This is a genomic window from Acinetobacter sp. ANC 4654 (genome assembly GCF_002135425.1).
Classification (GTDB): domain Bacteria; phylum Pseudomonadota; class Gammaproteobacteria; order Pseudomonadales; family Moraxellaceae; genus Acinetobacter; species Acinetobacter kyonggiensis.
In genome coordinates this window covers 351,733-367,687 of sequence record NZ_NEGL01000002.1, presented here as the reverse complement: position 1 = coordinate 367,687, position 15,955 = coordinate 351,733, and the positions used below count along the sequence as shown (strand labels likewise).

Sequence of the window (15,955 nt, the reverse complement as noted above, 5' to 3'; positions counted from 1 at the left end):
GAATAAATCTTGTATATAAGATAAATACTGAACGGTGAGTACAATTGTGACAATTTTTTTTATATGTATAAAGTTCATATGAATAAGAGATGAATATTCAATTGGATCAATCGGCAAAGGATTGCTCATCAAGAAAAGTTTCAAAAATGATATTGTCCTATACATAGTATTCAGCGTATTAAGTGACTTATAGGCTGAGTTTGTAAGAGTCTATATGATGATAAGAATAGATGAAGACATTAAAAGCACGGTTTAGTCCGTAAGACTTAGGATAAGAATATGACCAATAGCAACTATATAGAGCTTTCTAACTCAGACGATTGTGAAAAATACGTGAATCAATTTATTCAGGAGTTCCCTTTGCGTAGTGCAGAAATTGGGCAGGGAACCATCATTAAACGTGCATTGCCGAGTCGCCACAAACGCTTAATTGGTGCATGGTGCTTTTTAGATCATGCGGGTCCAGTCACTTTTCCTCAAGGGGATGGCCTCGATGTTGGTCCACATCCACATATGGGTTTACAAACCTTCACTTGGATGATTGAAGGCACCATGATGCATACTGATAGCTTAGGCACCAAACAATTGATTCGCCCGAAGCAGGTCAATTTGATGACCGCAGGTTATGGTATTTCGCATACTGAAGTTGCGCCAGAAACGGAAACCCATATGCATGCTGCTCAGCTTTGGATTGCATTGCCTGATGATAAAATAAATATGGCACCGCGTTTTGACCATTATCCAGAACTTCCCGTAGTCGAAAAAGATCAGGTCGAATTTACCGTTTTGGTCGGTGAATTTTTAAAAACCAAATCGCCTGTCGCGGTGCATACCGAATTACTCGGTGTCGATTTAACAGCAAAAGAATCGACCAGCACACGACTTCAACTCAATCCAAAATTTGAACATGGTTTTATGGCTTTGGATGGGACGGCTGTGGTCAATGGTCATGAATTGACTGAAGACAATATGGTGGTGTTAGAACCTGGTCTGGCTGAAATTGAAATTCAGTTGCATGCTGGTAGCCGTATTTTATTGTTAGGCGGTGAACCGTTTGAGTCACCGATATTGCTATGGTGGAATTTTGTTGGACGTACACAGGAAGAATTAAGCCTTGCTCGAGATCAATGGATTAATCAAGATCAACGCTTTGGTGATATTGCGGATTATCTAGGTCCAAGATTAGAAGCACCAGCATTTCCAGATAAAATGCGTGCATCGCGATAAAAACAAAATGGAGGATTCATGATTATGGCCATTATTGCAAATGCAGAAGTACGAACGCTTGCTGAACCTTGGTCGGGTGAGGTGAAAAGTGGCACACACCAATTTATCACCGATAAACCTGAGTCTTTTTGTGGACAAGATCAAGGGCCTGCACCTTATGATTTGATTTGTGCTGGCCTGATTTCTTGTACCATGATCACGCTACGCATGTACGCTAGCCATAAAGGGATCGAGTTGGGTGAGTTTTCGGTTGAAGCTGACTTTTATGCCAATAAAGAAGGCAAAGAATGGATTGAACGTCGTTTATCTTTTGCACAGCCGCTACCTGAGGCACTGAAGCAAAAAATTTTAGAGATGAGCAGTAAAACGCCTGTGACCAAAACCTTGTTGCGTAGTGTAGAGATAAAGACCGTACTTGTTGAATGACCCGATAGTTATGACATTTTGTGTAAAGCAGGGTGTCATTTTTTTAGAGCGATGCGTATAGTCAAAGCATAAAAATAGAGGTCAAAAAATGATTACATTACACCACTTAGATCAGTCACGTTCTTTTCGAATTTTATGGGCTTTAGAGGAATTGGAACTTGATTATCAAGTGCAGTTTTATCAGCGCTTACCGACTTTTGCTGCACCCCCTGAATTAAAATTGGTGCATCCTTTGGCTAAAGCACCGGTATTAACCGATGACGAGCAAACGATTGCGGAATCTGCGGTGATTTTACAGTATTTGCAAGAAAGCTATGATGTAAGGCAGCAGTTTAAACCGCAGCATAAAGCAGAGCAGCAGCAGTATCGTTATTGGCTGCATTATGCCGAAGGTTCGTTAATGCCTTTATTGGTGATGCAATTGGTGATGAATAATGTACCGAAACATGTGCCGTGGCTGATTAAGCCCATTGCAGAAAAAATAACAGTCGGGGTCAAGACTGGATTTATTCGCCCTCGTTTAAAAGATCATATTGAATATTTGGAAGATTATTTATCCAAGCATGAATATTTTGCGGGTACATTTTCTTTTGCGGATATTCAAATGTGGTTTCCATTAGAAGCGATTCAATCCAGAACAACGGGTTCTTATCCAAATATCAAGGCATACCTACAACGTATTGCACAACGCCCCGCGTTTCAACGTGCACGCGCTAAAGAACAAACTTTAGCTTAAATTAGATAACTTGTATAAATCAAAAAATGTTCAATATTTGATTTTTTAAAATCAGCACTGCCTCATTTGATGAATTCAATTTTTATGCCTTTGCGTAGGCATAATTTCTACTTTTGAAAGGTCAAAATGAGGATCCTCAAAATATATTTTGAGTCCGCAAGAAAAACCTTTTGTTTCCCATACACGACATCCTGAGCCAGTTTTAAGGCACTGCTTTAAAACGCAGCGCAAGGATGGGAAACGTGTGGCATCCATGCCATACTCATGAATCCAATACCTGTTAAAATTTGTTTTAAATTTTGGCTTTACGAACTACTCATTTTGATGAAAAAACGACTTGTAAAAGAAGTCTATTATTGATACCGAGTTTAAAAAAACAGGCACTATAAAGTATTTATATCGTTAGCTCATATGGTAGAGACGTTCTTTCGGGAACACCACCTTAAAGGTTGAACCCTGATTTTCTTTCGATTCAATTTCTAAGTGCGCGCCGTGTTGCATGAGCACATGCTTGACAATCGCCAGACCTAAACCCGTTCCCCCAGTTTGACGGCTACGTGCGCTATCGACACGATAGAAACGTTCGGTTAAACGGGGTAAATGTTTGGGGTCAATGCCAATGCCAGTATCTTCAACGGTAAAATACCCATGTACTCCGTCATCGTGCCAGCCCATGGTAATAGTGCCCCCTTTTGGGGTGTATTTAATAGCATTGGTAATAAGGTTGCTAAACGCACTGGCAAGTTCCATATCCGAACCAATCAGGTCGCAATGACTGTCAATTTCGAGGTTCAGTGTATGCCCATAATCAACATTATAGGCTTGCGCATCATCAAATAATTGGTTCATTAGACTAGGCATTTCAATAATCTGATTTTTGGCAATTTGTTTGTTGCTTTCTAAACGGGATAGCAGCAGTAAGTCATTGACCAAGGCATTCATGCGTTTGGTTTGTGCCTGCATTTGGTCAAAGGCACGTTTCCAGCGTGGGTTTAAATCTTCTTGATCGGTAAAGGTTTCAATATAACCACTCAGCACAGTCAGTGGCGTGCGTAATTCATGGGAAATATTATCGACAAAGTCTTTACGCATTTGTTCTAGGTTATGCATACGTGTCACGTCATAGGCGACCAATAAACGACTTTCCCCACCAAAACGGGTCATTTTAACTTGCACATAATGATCTTCAAAAGCTGAAGATTTCATTTTTAAACCGTCAGGTGCTTGGTCAATATGGTTAAAATATTCAATAAAATTAGGCTGACGTAGAATGGTTAAAATATTACGCCCACGGTCTAAAGGCTGAATCCCCAGCAATTTTTCCGCTGCTGGATTCCACCATTCAATTTGGTGTGCTTCGTCAATTAACACCACAGCTTCTGCTAATGCCACCAGTGAGGATTGCGCACGATCAATTAAGCCGACCATTTCTGCTTGTACAATACGTTCTTGGCGCTGTGCACGATAAACATTAAACAGCAGTGCACCCCAAATGCCATCTAAATTAGGCGGCACATCATAAGGACGATTGGAAATCCATTCATTGACCAAATACAATGAACGTAATTGCAGGACAAAAAAGATGCTAAAGGCGATAAAAATTAAAATCCAAAAATACCCAATCCCGATGCCAATGCAACTGGCAATCAGCAGGAGAAAGGCGAGTAGACGTAAATCTTGCTTCGCAAAAGTCCATAAGCTGCTGTAGCGAAATTTTTGATGTTCTCGTGTCAATTCTGGGACAGGGTACGGTTCATACATAAAACACAATTTACCTAAAAAACGGCTAACCTAAAGCGATATCCGCGCGGGTAGAAAAACGATAACCTGTGCCACGAACCGTTTGGACAAAGCGGTCTACAGCATATGGTTCGAGCACTTTGCGTAAACGTCGAATATGCACATCAATGGTACGGTCTTCAATATATACGTTACCACCCCAAACTTGATCCAGCAATTGAGCACGCGTATACGCACGTTCTGGGTGGGTCATAAAGAAGGCCAATAAACGATACTCGGTAGGGCCCATCTCTAAAATATTCTGACCAAAACTCACACGTTGGCTCACTGGATCAAGGATTAAACCATTGGCATCAATGGTTTTTTCGCCACTTAGAGCATTGGCACGACGTAACACGGCTTTAATGCGTGACACCAATTCTCGGGTAGAGAAAGGTTTGGTCATATAGTCATCTGCACCAGCATCGAGACCTTGAACTTTATGGTCTTCTTCACCGCGTGCGGTCAGCATAATCACTGGAATTTCGGTCAGTGTCTCGTCACGTTTTAAGCGGCGACACAAGTCAACGCCACTGATCCCACCCGGTAGCATCCAATCGAGTAAAATAAGTGCAGGACGTTGATCCACAATCATTTGGTGCGCTTGTTTCGCATCTTCTGCTTGTAAGCATTGAAAGCCTGCCATGTCTAAAGAGGTATGAATCATCTCTCGAATGGGAAGTTCGTCATCGACGATTAAAATATAGTCATCTTTCACAACGCAATATCCTATTTGATGTTAACGGTGAACCGTTTTGTATTTATGACAGGCTTATTACAAAGATTAATTATGACAGTATCATTGCAGAAAAGGGCACTCTGCCCATTTTAGCAAATAAATGTGACAATTTTTATCTGATAAAATCAAGATTTTAAAATAAATCAGTCATATAAATATAATAAATTCAGTGTATTGAGTGTTTTTTGATATGCTCATGATAAAGGATTTTCTTTTTTTAATATTTTTCCTTTTTCTGAAAAAGTATTCAGCAGTGATAAAAAAACGATACTACATGAGGATAAAACATCTTCCAGCGATTGTTTAAAGCCGCTGACCACCCAACGAATCGCAATTTGAGTCACATAACCATTTAGACCCGTAGCAACGAAGGAAATTTCACGTTCTGAGCGATCAATATGCGGCATCATCAGCATGACAAAGGCCTGAATCATTCGGTCAAAACGTAACATGGTTTCATGAATGGTGGCTTGATTATGTAGTTCTTGAACCAGCATGGCATCGATATAAATAATCCGTGCCATTCGTGGATTATCTCTTAATGTGGTGAGTAAAGCGGTTAAACCTGCTTCAATCATTTTTCGTGGATCGGTGGATGCCTGCATGATGGCTTGCATCACATTGTGTTGTAATTGATCAATTAAGGTTAAAAAGATGGTTTGAAAAAGTTCATCACTTTTCTTAAAAGATTCATAGAAATAACGCTCGGTAAGCTTGGCTTCATTGCAAATATCTTTGACCGTAACCGCAAAAAAACCATGTGTCCCATAAGCTTCAATGCCCGCTTCAATCAGTTTTTCACGACGTGCTTGTTTACGTTCAGTTAAAGATAAGCCTTTAAATTGACGTTCTTTGGTTTTGGACGTTTTCTTTTGTTTTTCTTGGAGATGGTCGTGTGGTTCAGTCATAAAAGTCGTGTGCCAAATGCAATCAAGGTTTGCCCTATGTTAACAATAATTTGTGCGTAGACCTATGCTGGAAATGGGTGGAGGGTCTTTATTCTGTTGTTGATCTAATATTATATTGACAATGAGTATTGTCAAAATTATATTGGGTGGATGAACTGTACATCATTGCAGTAAAAAAATAACCAATCTGTTTGGCTTGATGATGCAGAAAGAATTGAATAAGGATGAGTCATGAAAAATTTTAAAAATAAAGTTGCAGCAATTACAGGTGCAGGTTCGGGCATTGGGCAGCAATTGGCTGTTCTTTTGGCGAAACAAGGGTGTCATTTGTCATTGAGTGATGTCAATGCACAAGGTTTGGCACAAACCGTTGAATTGCTAGAAAAAAGTAATGTTCGTGTCACGACGCAAAAGTTAGATGTTGCCGACCGTGATGCCATGAAAGCTTGGGCTGCTGATACGGTACACAATCATGGTTCAGTCAACATGATTTTTAACAATGCGGGGGTCGCACTGGGTTCAACCGTTGAAGGGGCTTCTTATGAAGAACTGGAGTGGATTGTGAATATTAACTTTTGGGGCGTGGTCTATGGCACCAAAGAGTTTTTACCGCTGATCAAGAAATCGGGTGAAGGGCATGTGATTAATATTTCAAGTCTTTTTGGTTTAACGGCTCAACCGACGCAGTCTGCTTATAATGCGACTAAGTTTGCGGTGCGTGGTTTTACTGAATCATTACGTCAAGAACTGGATATTGAAAATTGTGGCGTGAGTGCGTTGTGCGTTCATCCGGGAGGCATTCGGACCAATATTGCCAATGCAGCAAAAATGAATGACAGCTTAAAAGCACTGGGGATGAATCCTGAAAAATCGGCAAAGACGTTCAATAAATTATTGCGTTGTCCACCTGAAGAAGCAGCGCGTCAAATTTTGGAGGCTGTACAAAAAGATAAGCGTCGTTTATTGATTGGTAACGATGCAAAAACCTTAGATTTAATTCAACGTGTTTTACCAACTGGTTATCAAAAAGTAACTGCAATGGCAACGACATGGAGTAAGCGTTTTAAATAAAAAAATCGCTTCGAAAACCCGCCAGAATGGCGGGTTTTTTTGTGTCTGAAATTTGAGTTTTTGGACTGCACTAAAAATCGGTTTTGATGTGGTTTTAGCATATCAATTGAAGTGGTAACAGAGGGGCTTAAAAACGGCGTTATAGCTAAAAATCAGCAATAAAAAGAAAAATAGCAGCTGAATTTAAATAAGCAAGTGTTGGAAAATCAACATCAATCGCGTATTAAAACCAACAGATCTGGTCAGGATTTTAACAATAAAATTAATTAAAACAAATACTTATTATGTTGGCACGCTTGTTGCTAAATAAGAATAACAGAACAATGAAAATTTGAGACTACCGATGAGCAATCTACACGATTTAAAAGTCAGAAAATTCCGCTCCACAGAGCTAAAAGTGCAGTCGGTTGACCCAGTGATCATGACTGATGTTAAGAGCAATCAATTTAGCCCAGTACACGAAGACGCTATTGCGCAATATTGTTGCTTTAAAACAGCCAGCAGCATGCTGTGACGAAAAATTGAAGCAACATCAGACCGCTTAATTTTCCCTCCAAAAATAAAATACCTCATCGCAATGCTGTATGGGGTTGGGGGAGCTTTGTATTTTTGGGATTATTTTTAAAGTGAAATAGAGAATGAAAAAACAGATTTTAACCACCGCAATAGGCTTAATTCTAACGACGACTTCGACTTTCAGCTTTGCACAAGAGGCCGATTTAGAGCAAGAATTGCAGGTGCTAAAGCAACACATACAAACGTTGCAAAAACGCTTAAATGCTGTGGAGTCAAAAGCTAAGTTAAGTATTCAATCGCCAACAGCAATTGGTCTGTCGGATGGGGTACAGGTCGGTGCGGCAGATCAAAGTGATATTACTCATGCTGAAGGCGAAGAAGGAACTGAATTGGCGGCAGAAGTGCTACCTGCCACGTCAGATGATATTGATGGGGTACGTAGTGATGTTGAAAACTATAAATATGATCAGTCTCGTCAGTATGAGCGCCAGACGGTAAAGTCGACACGTGATACGACGTTGTATGGAACAGTACAAGTACGTGCCAATGCGCAAGATAACCATAATGCGCCAAATACACCAAAATCAAGCTTTGATATTGGTACGGCACTGATTGGTGTGCGCGGTAATTTATTTCGCGATTATAACGAAGGTAAAAACTTAGATTACCAATTATCTTTTGGTTATAGCAAACGCAATGATGGCACCAATAACAGTAACTTTAATCTGCTCGATGGTTTCTTACGTTATCACGCATTTTCCACCAATGCAGGCTTAGAAACCCCCAAGTTGAACTTTACGCTTGGGCAACAGTTATTGCCTTTTGGTCTAGATGTGCAATCACCTGAGGATTTACGTCCCACAATTTCAACGGCTTCGGCATCAACCTACTTGGGTTTATTTACCCGTCAAAATGGTTTGATTGCACGAGGTGATTTAAAGCCATTTGTAGATTATGGGTCGAATTATCGTGCGCCATTATTTGAATATGCGCTTGGGGTCACCAATGGTAATGGAAGCAATAAGGCCGATGATAACAATGCAAAAGATTACATTGGGCGGGTGGCATTTACCTTGCCGGTGGACTATGCCAGTTGGTTGCGTGAGCTGAAGTTTGGCGCCTCTTATATTCAAGGTGAAGCCAAAATTTCAGGTGCGGGGATTAGCGATGAAAAAGCGAAACGTGATCGTTTAGGCTTCGATATTTATTATAACCATGCGCCCTTTGGCGTGACCTATGAATATCTGCAAGGGAAAACCGATTATATCGATACAACGAGTGCATCGGTCAAAGAAGCCAAAGCAGAAGGTCACACCTTTACTGCGTTCTATACCTTGGGTGATCAGTTTTATAACAGTATTAAGTCAAATGCCAAATTTGATGATTTTTGGCCCAAGTCTATTCAAGGTTATTACCGTTATGACCTGTTTAATCCCAATAAAAATCAAAAAGACTTTCTCGATGTCAGCAGTGGTCGAGTGGGTGAATATGACATTCATTCCTTGGGTTTGAACTTCTTTTTTGCGCAAACCACCAAGTTTCAATTACAGCTGAATCATTACATATACGACATCGAAACCACGACGCAAAAAGACACCAATGAGTTGCAAGGGCAACTGCAATACACATTTTAATTTCTACAATTTAATGACTTAAAGGAAAACAACCGATGCCAATTTTTTCTAAAAAAATAGCCGCAACATTTTTAGCACTCTCTGCACTTGGCTTAAGTTTGCAGATTCATGCAGCGAATCCAAAAGAAATTCGTATTTCTTTATCTGGTGCGGGAGAAGGAGGGAAACCCAAATTAGGCGGTTTTTCGATTGCGACAGCACAAGCTCGTGGTGTGCTTGAACAGGAATTTAAAAAAGATGGCATTCATGTGAAATGGCTCTTTTTCCCAGGTGCGGGTCCTGCGACCAATGAAGCTTTAGCCAATGGTAAAGTCGATTTTGCTTTTCAGGGTGATCTGCCTTCTTTGGTTGGGCGTTCAACAGGTTTAAAAACCAAAGTTCTCTTTTCAACTGGACGTTTTGGCCCTGTTTATGTGGCTGTTCCAGCCGATTCGAGTGCGAAGAGCTTCGCTGATCTGAAAGGTAAAAAATTCTCGATCTTTAAAGGCACCAATGGTCAGATCGTATTTAACCGCATTTTGGCAAAATATGGCTTAACGGAACGTGATTTACGTGTCATTAATCAGGATTCTTATTCTGCACGTACCGCCTTAGCAACAGGGGATATTGATGCCACGATTACTTCACCCTTCAGCCTTGTTTCACGTGGAGTCGCAAAAACACTACTTGAAATTAAAGATCCTAAAGTTGCTGCACTGACGCATTTTTGGGTCACCGAAAATTTTGAAAAACAATATCCTGAAGTGGTACAGCGTGTTGTGACTACCCTGATTCAGCAGGCCAAGTGGAGTTCTGAGGAAGCCAATCGTACCACCCAATATAAGCTGTGGGCACAAAGTGGGATTCCTTTAGTCGATTATCAGCGTACTTGGGATGGTTGGAACTTAAAAGATCGCAATACCCCATTACTAGATGAATTTCATCGTTCGCAAATTGACAGTGCGCTACAGATTGCCAAACAAGCCAAGCTGATTCGCCGTGATGTCGATACCAAAACGTGGTACGAACCTAAATATTTAAACAATGCACTTAAAGATTTGAATTTACAGAACTACTGGCGTTCATTTAATGCCAATGGTCAACCGAAGTAAGGACTGTAAATGATGCCTGTTGATCATAACCCTGCATTAGAACCTATCAGTCTGAAATTCGCTGGCAGTTTTATTGTGCTGACCATTTTAGCGGGATTGGGTGTAGGGGTGGCACGTGTGCTGACCTCGTTATATGCCGTGCATATTCAGGCGACAGAATTACAGTTGGGCTTAATTGCCGCAGCACAAAGCATAGGCTTGCTGTTTATGGCTTTGCCTGTGGGGGTGCTGGTACAGCGTTTTGGTTCATTAAAAATTTTTGCCTTGGGCAGTGTGTTGGGGGCAGGCTTCTATAGCCTGCAATCACTCTATACCAATGCTTGGTATTTACTGGTTTTGACCGCACTGGTGAGCTTTATTTTACCGATGCGTTTTGTCTCTATTCATACCGTTTTTTTAAGTCATTTAAAGCGCTTAGGGCCGACTAAGGCAGGTTGGTTCCGCGGTTCACATATGATGGGTTTTTTCTTAATTGCACCTGCACTGACTATTTTTTTGATTGAAAAAATGAATTATCACGGTGCTTTTTTTGCAGTGGCGGTGCTGTTTCTAATCGCCATGATTTTTGCTCCAACCTGCTTTGCCGAAAAAGAAAAATCGACGACTGCGCCACCCAAATTTCAATTGAACGAAATTTTAGCGCCTTTAAGATTGGTGAAGCAGCATCCGCATTTACGTACGATTTGCAGCATGGAATTCATGAGCAACATCGCCAATAACTATTTTGGTTTCTTCATTGTGGTGATTGCGATTCAAAGCTTTCATTTACATGAATCATGGGCCGTGATGCTGCTTACCACACAAGGTTTAGTGTTTGTGGGGAGCTTATTTAGTTTAGGTGCTTTGGCTGAAACGATGGGGTATCACAAATTTTATGTGATTGGTTTAGCCCTGATTAGTTTTGCCTTATTGAGTTTAAGTCTCGCAACTCAGTCATTTTGGTTATGGCCTGCAAGCGTGTCGCTCGGTTTAGGTTTGGGCATGTTGCACATTGCCAACTTTATGTCTTTTGCCAAAGTTGGGGAGCAAACCTCGATGAGTAAAATTTCACCTTTATTGGCGATGGTGGGTCCAGCGGGTGGCTTATTGGGCGGTTTGGTTGGCGCAGCATTGGGTCAGCATATTGGCTTACAAGCGATCTTTGCGCCGATAGGCATCGTATTTTTAGTTTTAACCATTTTCGTTTTTCGTAATCTGAGTTTTCAACAATTTTTACAAGAAGATTCTTCAATCACACCATTACAGAGGCAAGAGCCATGAGCCTAACTCAAGCAGAGGCGCAATCGGTCACTTGGCAAAGCGACCGTCGTGCTTTAGACAAAATAAAACCTTATTTCTCTCACGGATTACAACTGATCTGTGGACTCGCTTTGCCGGTTCTGATGCTCTGTTTGTGGTCTATGGCAACCCAGCAACACTGGTTACCTGAACAAATTTTACCTGCACCACAATTGGTGTGGAGTACCACTGTTGAGCTATGGCAGTCGGGGGAGTTGCAATTCCATTTTGCTGTCAGTGCAAGCCGAATTTTTTGGAGTGTGCTGATTGGCGCGAGTGTCGGCTTATTTTTGGGCACATGGTTGGCAGTGGCAAAACGTAGCCGTGATTATGTTTTTCCCAGCATCAATTTAATTGCCCAGTTTCCCATTGTGGGGTGGATTCCTTTATTGATGATTTTTTTAGGCATTGATGAAGCATTGAAAATTGCCGCGATTTCACTGGCTGTATTTCCACCAGTACTGATTGCGACTTACAAGGGCATTGCCAATGTGCCAAACCATTTACTTGAAGTTGCAGAGGTCTATCAATTCAGCAAATGGCAAAAGCTACAACGCGTCATTGTACCAGCAGCATTGCCATCGATTATTAGCGGTTTACGGCAGGGCATTATGCAGGCATGGCTCGCATTGGTGTTTGTTGAATTATTGGCCAGCAGTGAAGGCATTGGTTATTTGATGGTTTGGGGCCGTCAGTTGCTGCAAATGGATATTATTTTTATGGCGATTGTGCTGATTGGTTTAACTGGTTATTTCCTCGATAGCGGTTTGGCGATTGCGGAAAAAGCAGCGCGTTTTTACGCCACACGAGTAGGAGCGAAAGCATGAGTACGATTCAAAAAACATCTGCCCAGCTCAACCTTTATGTGCTGTTGAAGAGCGTTTCGAAATCCTTGCTGATTCCTGTGCTTTTTATTGCTGTGTGGGCATTTTCTTCAGCATTTCATGGTTTAGATCCAAAGCTGATTCCCTCACCTTTGCAAGTGCTAGAAAAAGCTGGCTTGGTGATTCAGCAGGAAAATTTCTTGCTGAGCTTTGCTGAAAGCCTAACGCGCAATGTCATTGGTTTTGTTTTGGGCGCTTTGCTTGGTGTGCTGTTTGGGGTCTGGGTGGGTTTATCAAAAATGTCCAATTGGTTGTTTGCACCCAGTTTTCACATTTTACGTCAGGTGTCTTTATTTGCTTGGTTACCGCTAATTTCGACCTTTTTAGGCTATGACAACAGCGCCAAAATTTTATTTATTACGCTATCGGTTTTTTATCCTGTTGCATTACATACCTTGGAAGGGGTCAGCAGTATTTCTTATAAATATCGTGAAGTGGCTCAGGTTTACCAATTTCCCAGAAGCTATTCATTTCGCAAATTGATTTTACCGGGTGCCGCGGCACAGATTTTTGTCGGCTTACAACTGGGTTTAATTTTTGCTTGGTTAGCAACCATTGGTTCAGAATTTTTATTGGCGAGTTATGGCAATGGTCTAGGCAATATTGTGATTCAAGGTCGCCAAGCTTTTGATGTGCCGTTAATTATTTTTGGCATGCTGCTGATTGGCTTGGTCGGTGTTCTGTTAAATGCGACTTTGCTTTGGTTTGAATGCAAATTACTGCGTTGGCAGCAGCCCATATAAGGAGAAAAATAATGAAAATACGTCCTAAAATATGGCACAAAACCCTGCTGAGCCTGCTACTAGTTGGCAGTGTGATGGTGGGCTGTAGCACATCGCAAGTTGAGCAAAAGCATGCAGCTGAAGTCACAGAATTACGTTATCAAAGTTATCCAGGCTTAGTTTCATTGCCTGAATTGGCACAAGATTTGGGTTATCTCGGTGATATTCAACTGAACTATGTCGGTTCAGTACAAGGCGGGCCACAAGACTTACTAACGCTGGTTGCAGGTGATGTCGATATTGCCAGTGCCTTTAATGGGGCGGTGGTGAGGGTGATTGCAGCGGATTTAGATATTGTGCCTGTGGTGGCATCGTATGGCAGTAATGAAGCACAAAATGTCGGTTTTTATGTGCTTGAAGGCAGTAAAATTCGTACCGCACGTGATTTGATTGGTAAAAAAGTTGCTGTGAATACCTTTGGTGCGCATTACGATTTTGTTTTAAAAGACTATTTGGCACGTAATGGTCTGACGCAAAAAGAAATTAGTCAGGTGGAACTGATTATGCTACCGCCGATCAGTTCTGAGCAGGCTTTAAGGAATAAGCAGGTTGATGTTGCTGTACTGACCAATATTTTAGAAAAAATTGCCTTAAAGCATGGCGGGGTACGCCGTGTCTTTGCCGATACCGATTTATACGGTTCATTTACTGCTGGTAGTTATTCCATGCGTAAGGACTTTATTCAACAAAATCCGCAAGTCACAAAAACTTTTGTGACGGGTATTGCCAAAGCCCATGAATGGCTACAGGTCACGCCAATAGAAGAAATACGCGCTCGTTTCAGTCAGATTATTCGTTCACGTCAGCGTAATGAAAATCTTGCCTTAATGCCTTATTTTTCAAGTTATGGCATATCGGCAAAAGGGGGCCTGCAAAAAGCAGCAGACTTTAAACCTTGGATTGATTTGCTGGTGAAAGAGAAAAAATTAAAGCCACAACAACTTGATCCAAACACAATTTATAGCAATGCATTTAATTCATATGCAAGCCCACTCAATGAAAATTAAAAAGGACAATAACCATGACCAGTGCATTAAATTTAGACCATGTGCGTAAGGTATTTCCTGCGCAAAATCATCCGAATAGTAAACATTACAAACCTGAATTTGTTGCAGTTGAAAATGTCAGTTTAGATATTAAACAAGGCGAATTTGTGTCGATTGTGGGACCAAGTGGTTGCGGAAAATCGACGTTATTAGATTTAATTGCTGGTTTAACCAAGCCCTCCGCAGGGCAAATTCTACTCAGTGGCAAACAAATCACGCAGCCGGGTTTAGATCGTGGCATTGTCTTTCAACAATATGCGTTATATCCATGGTTGACAGCCTTAGAAAATATTGAATTTGGTTTAGCAGCCAAAGGGGTAGATAAAAAAACACGCCGTACCAAAGCACAGTACTACCTGCAACTGGTCGGGCTTTCAGGGTTTGAAAAACACTATCCGAATGAGCTTTCAGGGGGGATGAAACAGCGTGTAGCGATTGCCCGTAGCCTCGCTTATGAACCTGAAATTTTACTCATGGATGAACCTTTTGCCGCACTGGATGCACAGACCCGTGAAACCTTGCAAGAGGAGTTACTTAAAATATGGCAGGCTTCGCAAAAAACCATTGTATTTATTACCCACAGTATTGATGAAGCCATTTATTTAAGTCAGCGCGTGGCGATTATGACCTCAAGACCGGGGCGGATTAAAGAAATTATTGAAATTCCAGCGAGCTTACAAAGTAAAGGTGAAGACATTCGCTCCAGTACGGATTATGGGAAAATTCGCCACCATATTTGGTCATTGCTCAGTGAAGAAGTCATTAAAGCGCAAGCGCTCGAAAAAGATAAACAGCTTGCACATATATAAATCAATTTGAGGGTTATCCATATGTCATCGACTAAACAAGCCATTGGCTATAATGAAAGTTATCGCAGTTTGAAGCCCCATTTACCATTTACATGGGTCAATACTATTTTTAAACGCAGCATTGCAATTGTCTTGTTTTTACTGCTTTGGGAAAGCTTGCCACGTTTAGGCATAGTCAGTCCGGCATTTTTACCACCTCTATCTGTGGTTTTAGATACGGCATGGCAACTTTATCAAACTGGTCAGTTGGGCATCCACTTTTTTGCCAGTATTCAACGCTCACTGATTGGTTTTATTTTGGCTTTAGCCATCGCTATTCCCTTGGGGCTGGTGATTGGTTGGTACAAATTGGTCGCAGAAACACTCAATCCACTATTAGAACTGTTTCGTAATACCACCGCCTTGGCTTTAATGCCTTTGTTTATTTTGTTCTTGGGAATTGGTGAAGCATCCAAAATCAGTTTATTGGTTTATGCCTGCACATGGCCCATTTTACTGAACACCATTACTGGGGTACAAACGGTCGATCCTTTATTGATTAAATCTGCCCGTACTATGGGGCTAAAACCACATCAATTGTTTATCAAAGTGATTTTACCTGCATCCGTGCCCACGATTTTTGTCGGTATTCGTTTAGCAGGGGCAATCTCAATTTTAGCTTTGGTGGCGGTCGAAATGTTTGGTGCTAAAGCTGGCTTGGGGTACTTGATTATTTATTCACAATATAGCTTTGAAATTCCGCAAATGTTTGTGGGGATTTTAGTGATTACACTGGTCGGTTTAAGTTTTAATTATATTTTATTGGCTATCGAAAAATATTTTACGGCATGGAAAAAAATCCCAGTTGAATAATACTTTTACTTTTTACACTGATCATATTTTTAAATAAAAAACCAACTCAAAATAGAGTTGGTTTTTTATAAAATGAAGAGTGATTTTTTAATCATATTGATTTCGTTTTTATATAAAGTAAAATTTTAGATAAAATGATTGGATTGGTTTTTTTATAATAAAAAACATTCATTGATT

General features: G+C 40.9%; 16 protein-coding genes. 13 read left to right on the top strand and 3 right to left on the bottom strand.

Annotation, left to right across the window (positions count from 1 at the left end; genetic code table 11):
* The first annotated feature begins 279 nt into the window (after positions 1-279).
* The 3 genes from B9T24_RS05675 (at position 280) to B9T24_RS05665 (ending at position 2,389) form a co-directional block, all read left to right on the top strand.
* A complete protein-coding gene (locus B9T24_RS05675; protein WP_086164882.1) occupies positions 280-1,227 on the top strand; it encodes a pirin family protein in 948 nt (315 codons plus the stop codon).
* A 24-nt stretch (positions 1,228-1,251) separates the two neighbouring features.
* The gene (locus tag B9T24_RS05670; RefSeq protein WP_086164931.1) at positions 1,252-1,653 is read left to right on the top strand and encodes an OsmC family protein; all 402 of its coding nucleotides are present in this window, start codon (positions 1,252-1,254) and stop codon (positions 1,651-1,653) included.
* A gap of 88 nt (positions 1,654-1,741) precedes the next feature.
* Positions 1,742-2,389: a glutathione S-transferase gene (locus B9T24_RS05665; RefSeq protein ID WP_086164881.1), complete on the top strand. Its 648-nt coding sequence runs from the start codon at positions 1,742-1,744 to the stop codon at positions 2,387-2,389.
* Positions 2,390-2,791: 402 nt separating this feature from the next.
* On the opposite strand, the gene phoR is transcribed toward B9T24_RS05665, so the two are convergent.
* The 3 genes from phoR to B9T24_RS05650 all read right to left on the bottom strand — a co-directional run bounded on the left by phoR (position 2,792) and on the right by B9T24_RS05650 (position 5,815).
* Complete coding sequence (gene phoR / locus B9T24_RS05660) at positions 2,792-4,150, bottom strand: phosphate regulon sensor histidine kinase PhoR (RefSeq protein WP_086164880.1); 1,359 nt, start codon at positions 4,148-4,150, stop codon at positions 2,792-2,794.
* A gap of 25 nt (positions 4,151-4,175) precedes the next feature.
* The gene (phoB, locus tag B9T24_RS05655) at positions 4,176-4,886 is read right to left on the bottom strand and encodes a phosphate regulon transcriptional regulator PhoB (protein ID WP_004649592.1); all 711 of its coding nucleotides are present in this window, start codon (positions 4,884-4,886) and stop codon (positions 4,176-4,178) included.
* Positions 4,887-5,101: 215 nt separating this feature from the next.
* Positions 5,102-5,815: a TetR/AcrR family transcriptional regulator gene (locus B9T24_RS05650; RefSeq protein ID WP_086164879.1), complete on the bottom strand. Its 714-nt coding sequence runs from the start codon at positions 5,813-5,815 to the stop codon at positions 5,102-5,104.
* 231 nt (positions 5,816-6,046) lie between these two features.
* Between B9T24_RS05650 and B9T24_RS05645 the strand changes: the two genes are divergently transcribed.
* The 10 genes from B9T24_RS05645 to B9T24_RS05605 all read left to right on the top strand — a co-directional run bounded on the left by B9T24_RS05645 (position 6,047) and on the right by B9T24_RS05605 (position 15,778).
* Complete coding sequence (locus B9T24_RS05645; protein WP_086164878.1) at positions 6,047-6,886, top strand: SDR family NAD(P)-dependent oxidoreductase; 840 nt, start codon at positions 6,047-6,049, stop codon at positions 6,884-6,886.
* 343 nt (positions 6,887-7,229) lie between these two features.
* Positions 7,230-7,400: a hypothetical protein gene (locus B9T24_RS16870; protein ID WP_171264849.1), complete on the top strand. Its 171-nt coding sequence runs from the start codon at positions 7,230-7,232 to the stop codon at positions 7,398-7,400.
* A 124-nt stretch (positions 7,401-7,524) separates the two neighbouring features.
* Positions 7,525-9,036, top strand: a complete 1,512-nt coding sequence (locus B9T24_RS05640) for a carbohydrate porin (protein ID WP_086164877.1) — start codon at positions 7,525-7,527, stop codon at positions 9,034-9,036.
* 35 nt (positions 9,037-9,071) lie between these two features.
* Entirely contained in the window at positions 9,072-10,127 is a 1,056-nt protein-coding gene (locus B9T24_RS05635) for an ABC transporter substrate-binding protein (RefSeq protein ID WP_086164876.1), read from the top strand.
* A 9-nt stretch (positions 10,128-10,136) separates the two neighbouring features.
* Positions 10,137-11,387 (top strand): MFS transporter, encoded by a 1,251-nt coding sequence (locus B9T24_RS05630; protein WP_086164875.1) that lies wholly within the window; start codon positions 10,137-10,139, stop codon positions 11,385-11,387.
* Positions 11,384-12,232, top strand: coding sequence for an ABC transporter permease (locus B9T24_RS05625; RefSeq protein WP_086164874.1), 849 nt, complete (start codon positions 11,384-11,386; stop codon positions 12,230-12,232). The genes B9T24_RS05630 and B9T24_RS05625 overlap by 4 nt, the downstream gene beginning before the upstream one ends.
* Positions 12,229-13,032 (top strand): ABC transporter permease, encoded by an 804-nt coding sequence (locus B9T24_RS05620; RefSeq protein WP_086164873.1) that lies wholly within the window; start codon positions 12,229-12,231, stop codon positions 13,030-13,032. The genes B9T24_RS05625 and B9T24_RS05620 overlap by 4 nt, the downstream gene beginning before the upstream one ends.
* 11 nt (positions 13,033-13,043) lie before the next feature.
* Positions 13,044-14,078: an ABC transporter substrate-binding protein gene (locus tag B9T24_RS05615; protein ID WP_086164872.1), complete on the top strand. Its 1,035-nt coding sequence runs from the start codon at positions 13,044-13,046 to the stop codon at positions 14,076-14,078.
* A 14-nt stretch (positions 14,079-14,092) separates the two neighbouring features.
* Positions 14,093-14,926 (top strand): ABC transporter ATP-binding protein, encoded by an 834-nt coding sequence (locus B9T24_RS05610; protein WP_086164871.1) that lies wholly within the window; start codon positions 14,093-14,095, stop codon positions 14,924-14,926.
* A 21-nt stretch (positions 14,927-14,947) separates the two neighbouring features.
* A complete protein-coding gene (locus B9T24_RS05605) occupies positions 14,948-15,778 on the top strand; it encodes an ABC transporter permease (RefSeq protein WP_086164870.1) in 831 nt (276 codons plus the stop codon).
* Positions 15,779-15,955: the final 177 nt, after the last annotated feature.

What these genes read in the sequence shown, in the direction of transcription:
- B9T24_RS05630 (WP_086164875.1), top strand. Translation starts at nt 10,137, where the DNA reads ATGATGCCTGTTGATCATAACCCTGCATTAGAACCTATCAGTCTGAAA.
- B9T24_RS05605 (WP_086164870.1), top strand. Translation starts at nt 14,948, where the DNA reads ATGTCATCGACTAAACAAGCCATTGGCTATAATGAAAGTTATCGCAGT.
- B9T24_RS05615 (WP_086164872.1), top strand. Translation starts at nt 13,044, where the DNA reads ATGAAAATACGTCCTAAAATATGGCACAAAACCCTGCTGAGCCTGCTA.
- B9T24_RS05645 (WP_086164878.1), top strand. Translation starts at nt 6,047, where the DNA reads ATGAAAAATTTTAAAAATAAAGTTGCAGCAATTACAGGTGCAGGTTCG.
- B9T24_RS05675 (WP_086164882.1), top strand. Translation starts at nt 280, where the DNA reads ATGACCAATAGCAACTATATAGAGCTTTCTAACTCAGACGATTGTGAA.
- B9T24_RS05620 (WP_086164873.1), top strand. Translation starts at nt 12,229, where the DNA reads ATGAGTACGATTCAAAAAACATCTGCCCAGCTCAACCTTTATGTGCTG.
- B9T24_RS05625 (WP_086164874.1), top strand. Translation starts at nt 11,384, where the DNA reads ATGAGCCTAACTCAAGCAGAGGCGCAATCGGTCACTTGGCAAAGCGAC.
- B9T24_RS05635 (WP_086164876.1), top strand. Translation starts at nt 9,072, where the DNA reads ATGCCAATTTTTTCTAAAAAAATAGCCGCAACATTTTTAGCACTCTCT.
- B9T24_RS05610 (WP_086164871.1), top strand. Translation starts at nt 14,093, where the DNA reads ATGACCAGTGCATTAAATTTAGACCATGTGCGTAAGGTATTTCCTGCG.
- B9T24_RS05670 (WP_086164931.1), top strand. Translation starts at nt 1,252, where the DNA reads ATGGCCATTATTGCAAATGCAGAAGTACGAACGCTTGCTGAACCTTGG.
- B9T24_RS05665 (WP_086164881.1), top strand. Translation starts at nt 1,742, where the DNA reads ATGATTACATTACACCACTTAGATCAGTCACGTTCTTTTCGAATTTTA.
- B9T24_RS05640 (WP_086164877.1), top strand. Translation starts at nt 7,525, where the DNA reads ATGAAAAAACAGATTTTAACCACCGCAATAGGCTTAATTCTAACGACG.
- B9T24_RS05650 (WP_086164879.1), bottom strand. Translation starts at nt 5,815, where the DNA reads ATGACTGAACCACACGACCATCTCCAAGAAAAACAAAAGAAAACGTCC.
- phoR (WP_086164880.1), bottom strand. Translation starts at nt 4,150, where the DNA reads ATGTATGAACCGTACCCTGTCCCAGAATTGACACGAGAACATCAAAAA.
- B9T24_RS16870 (WP_171264849.1), top strand. Translation starts at nt 7,230, where the DNA reads ATGAGCAATCTACACGATTTAAAAGTCAGAAAATTCCGCTCCACAGAG.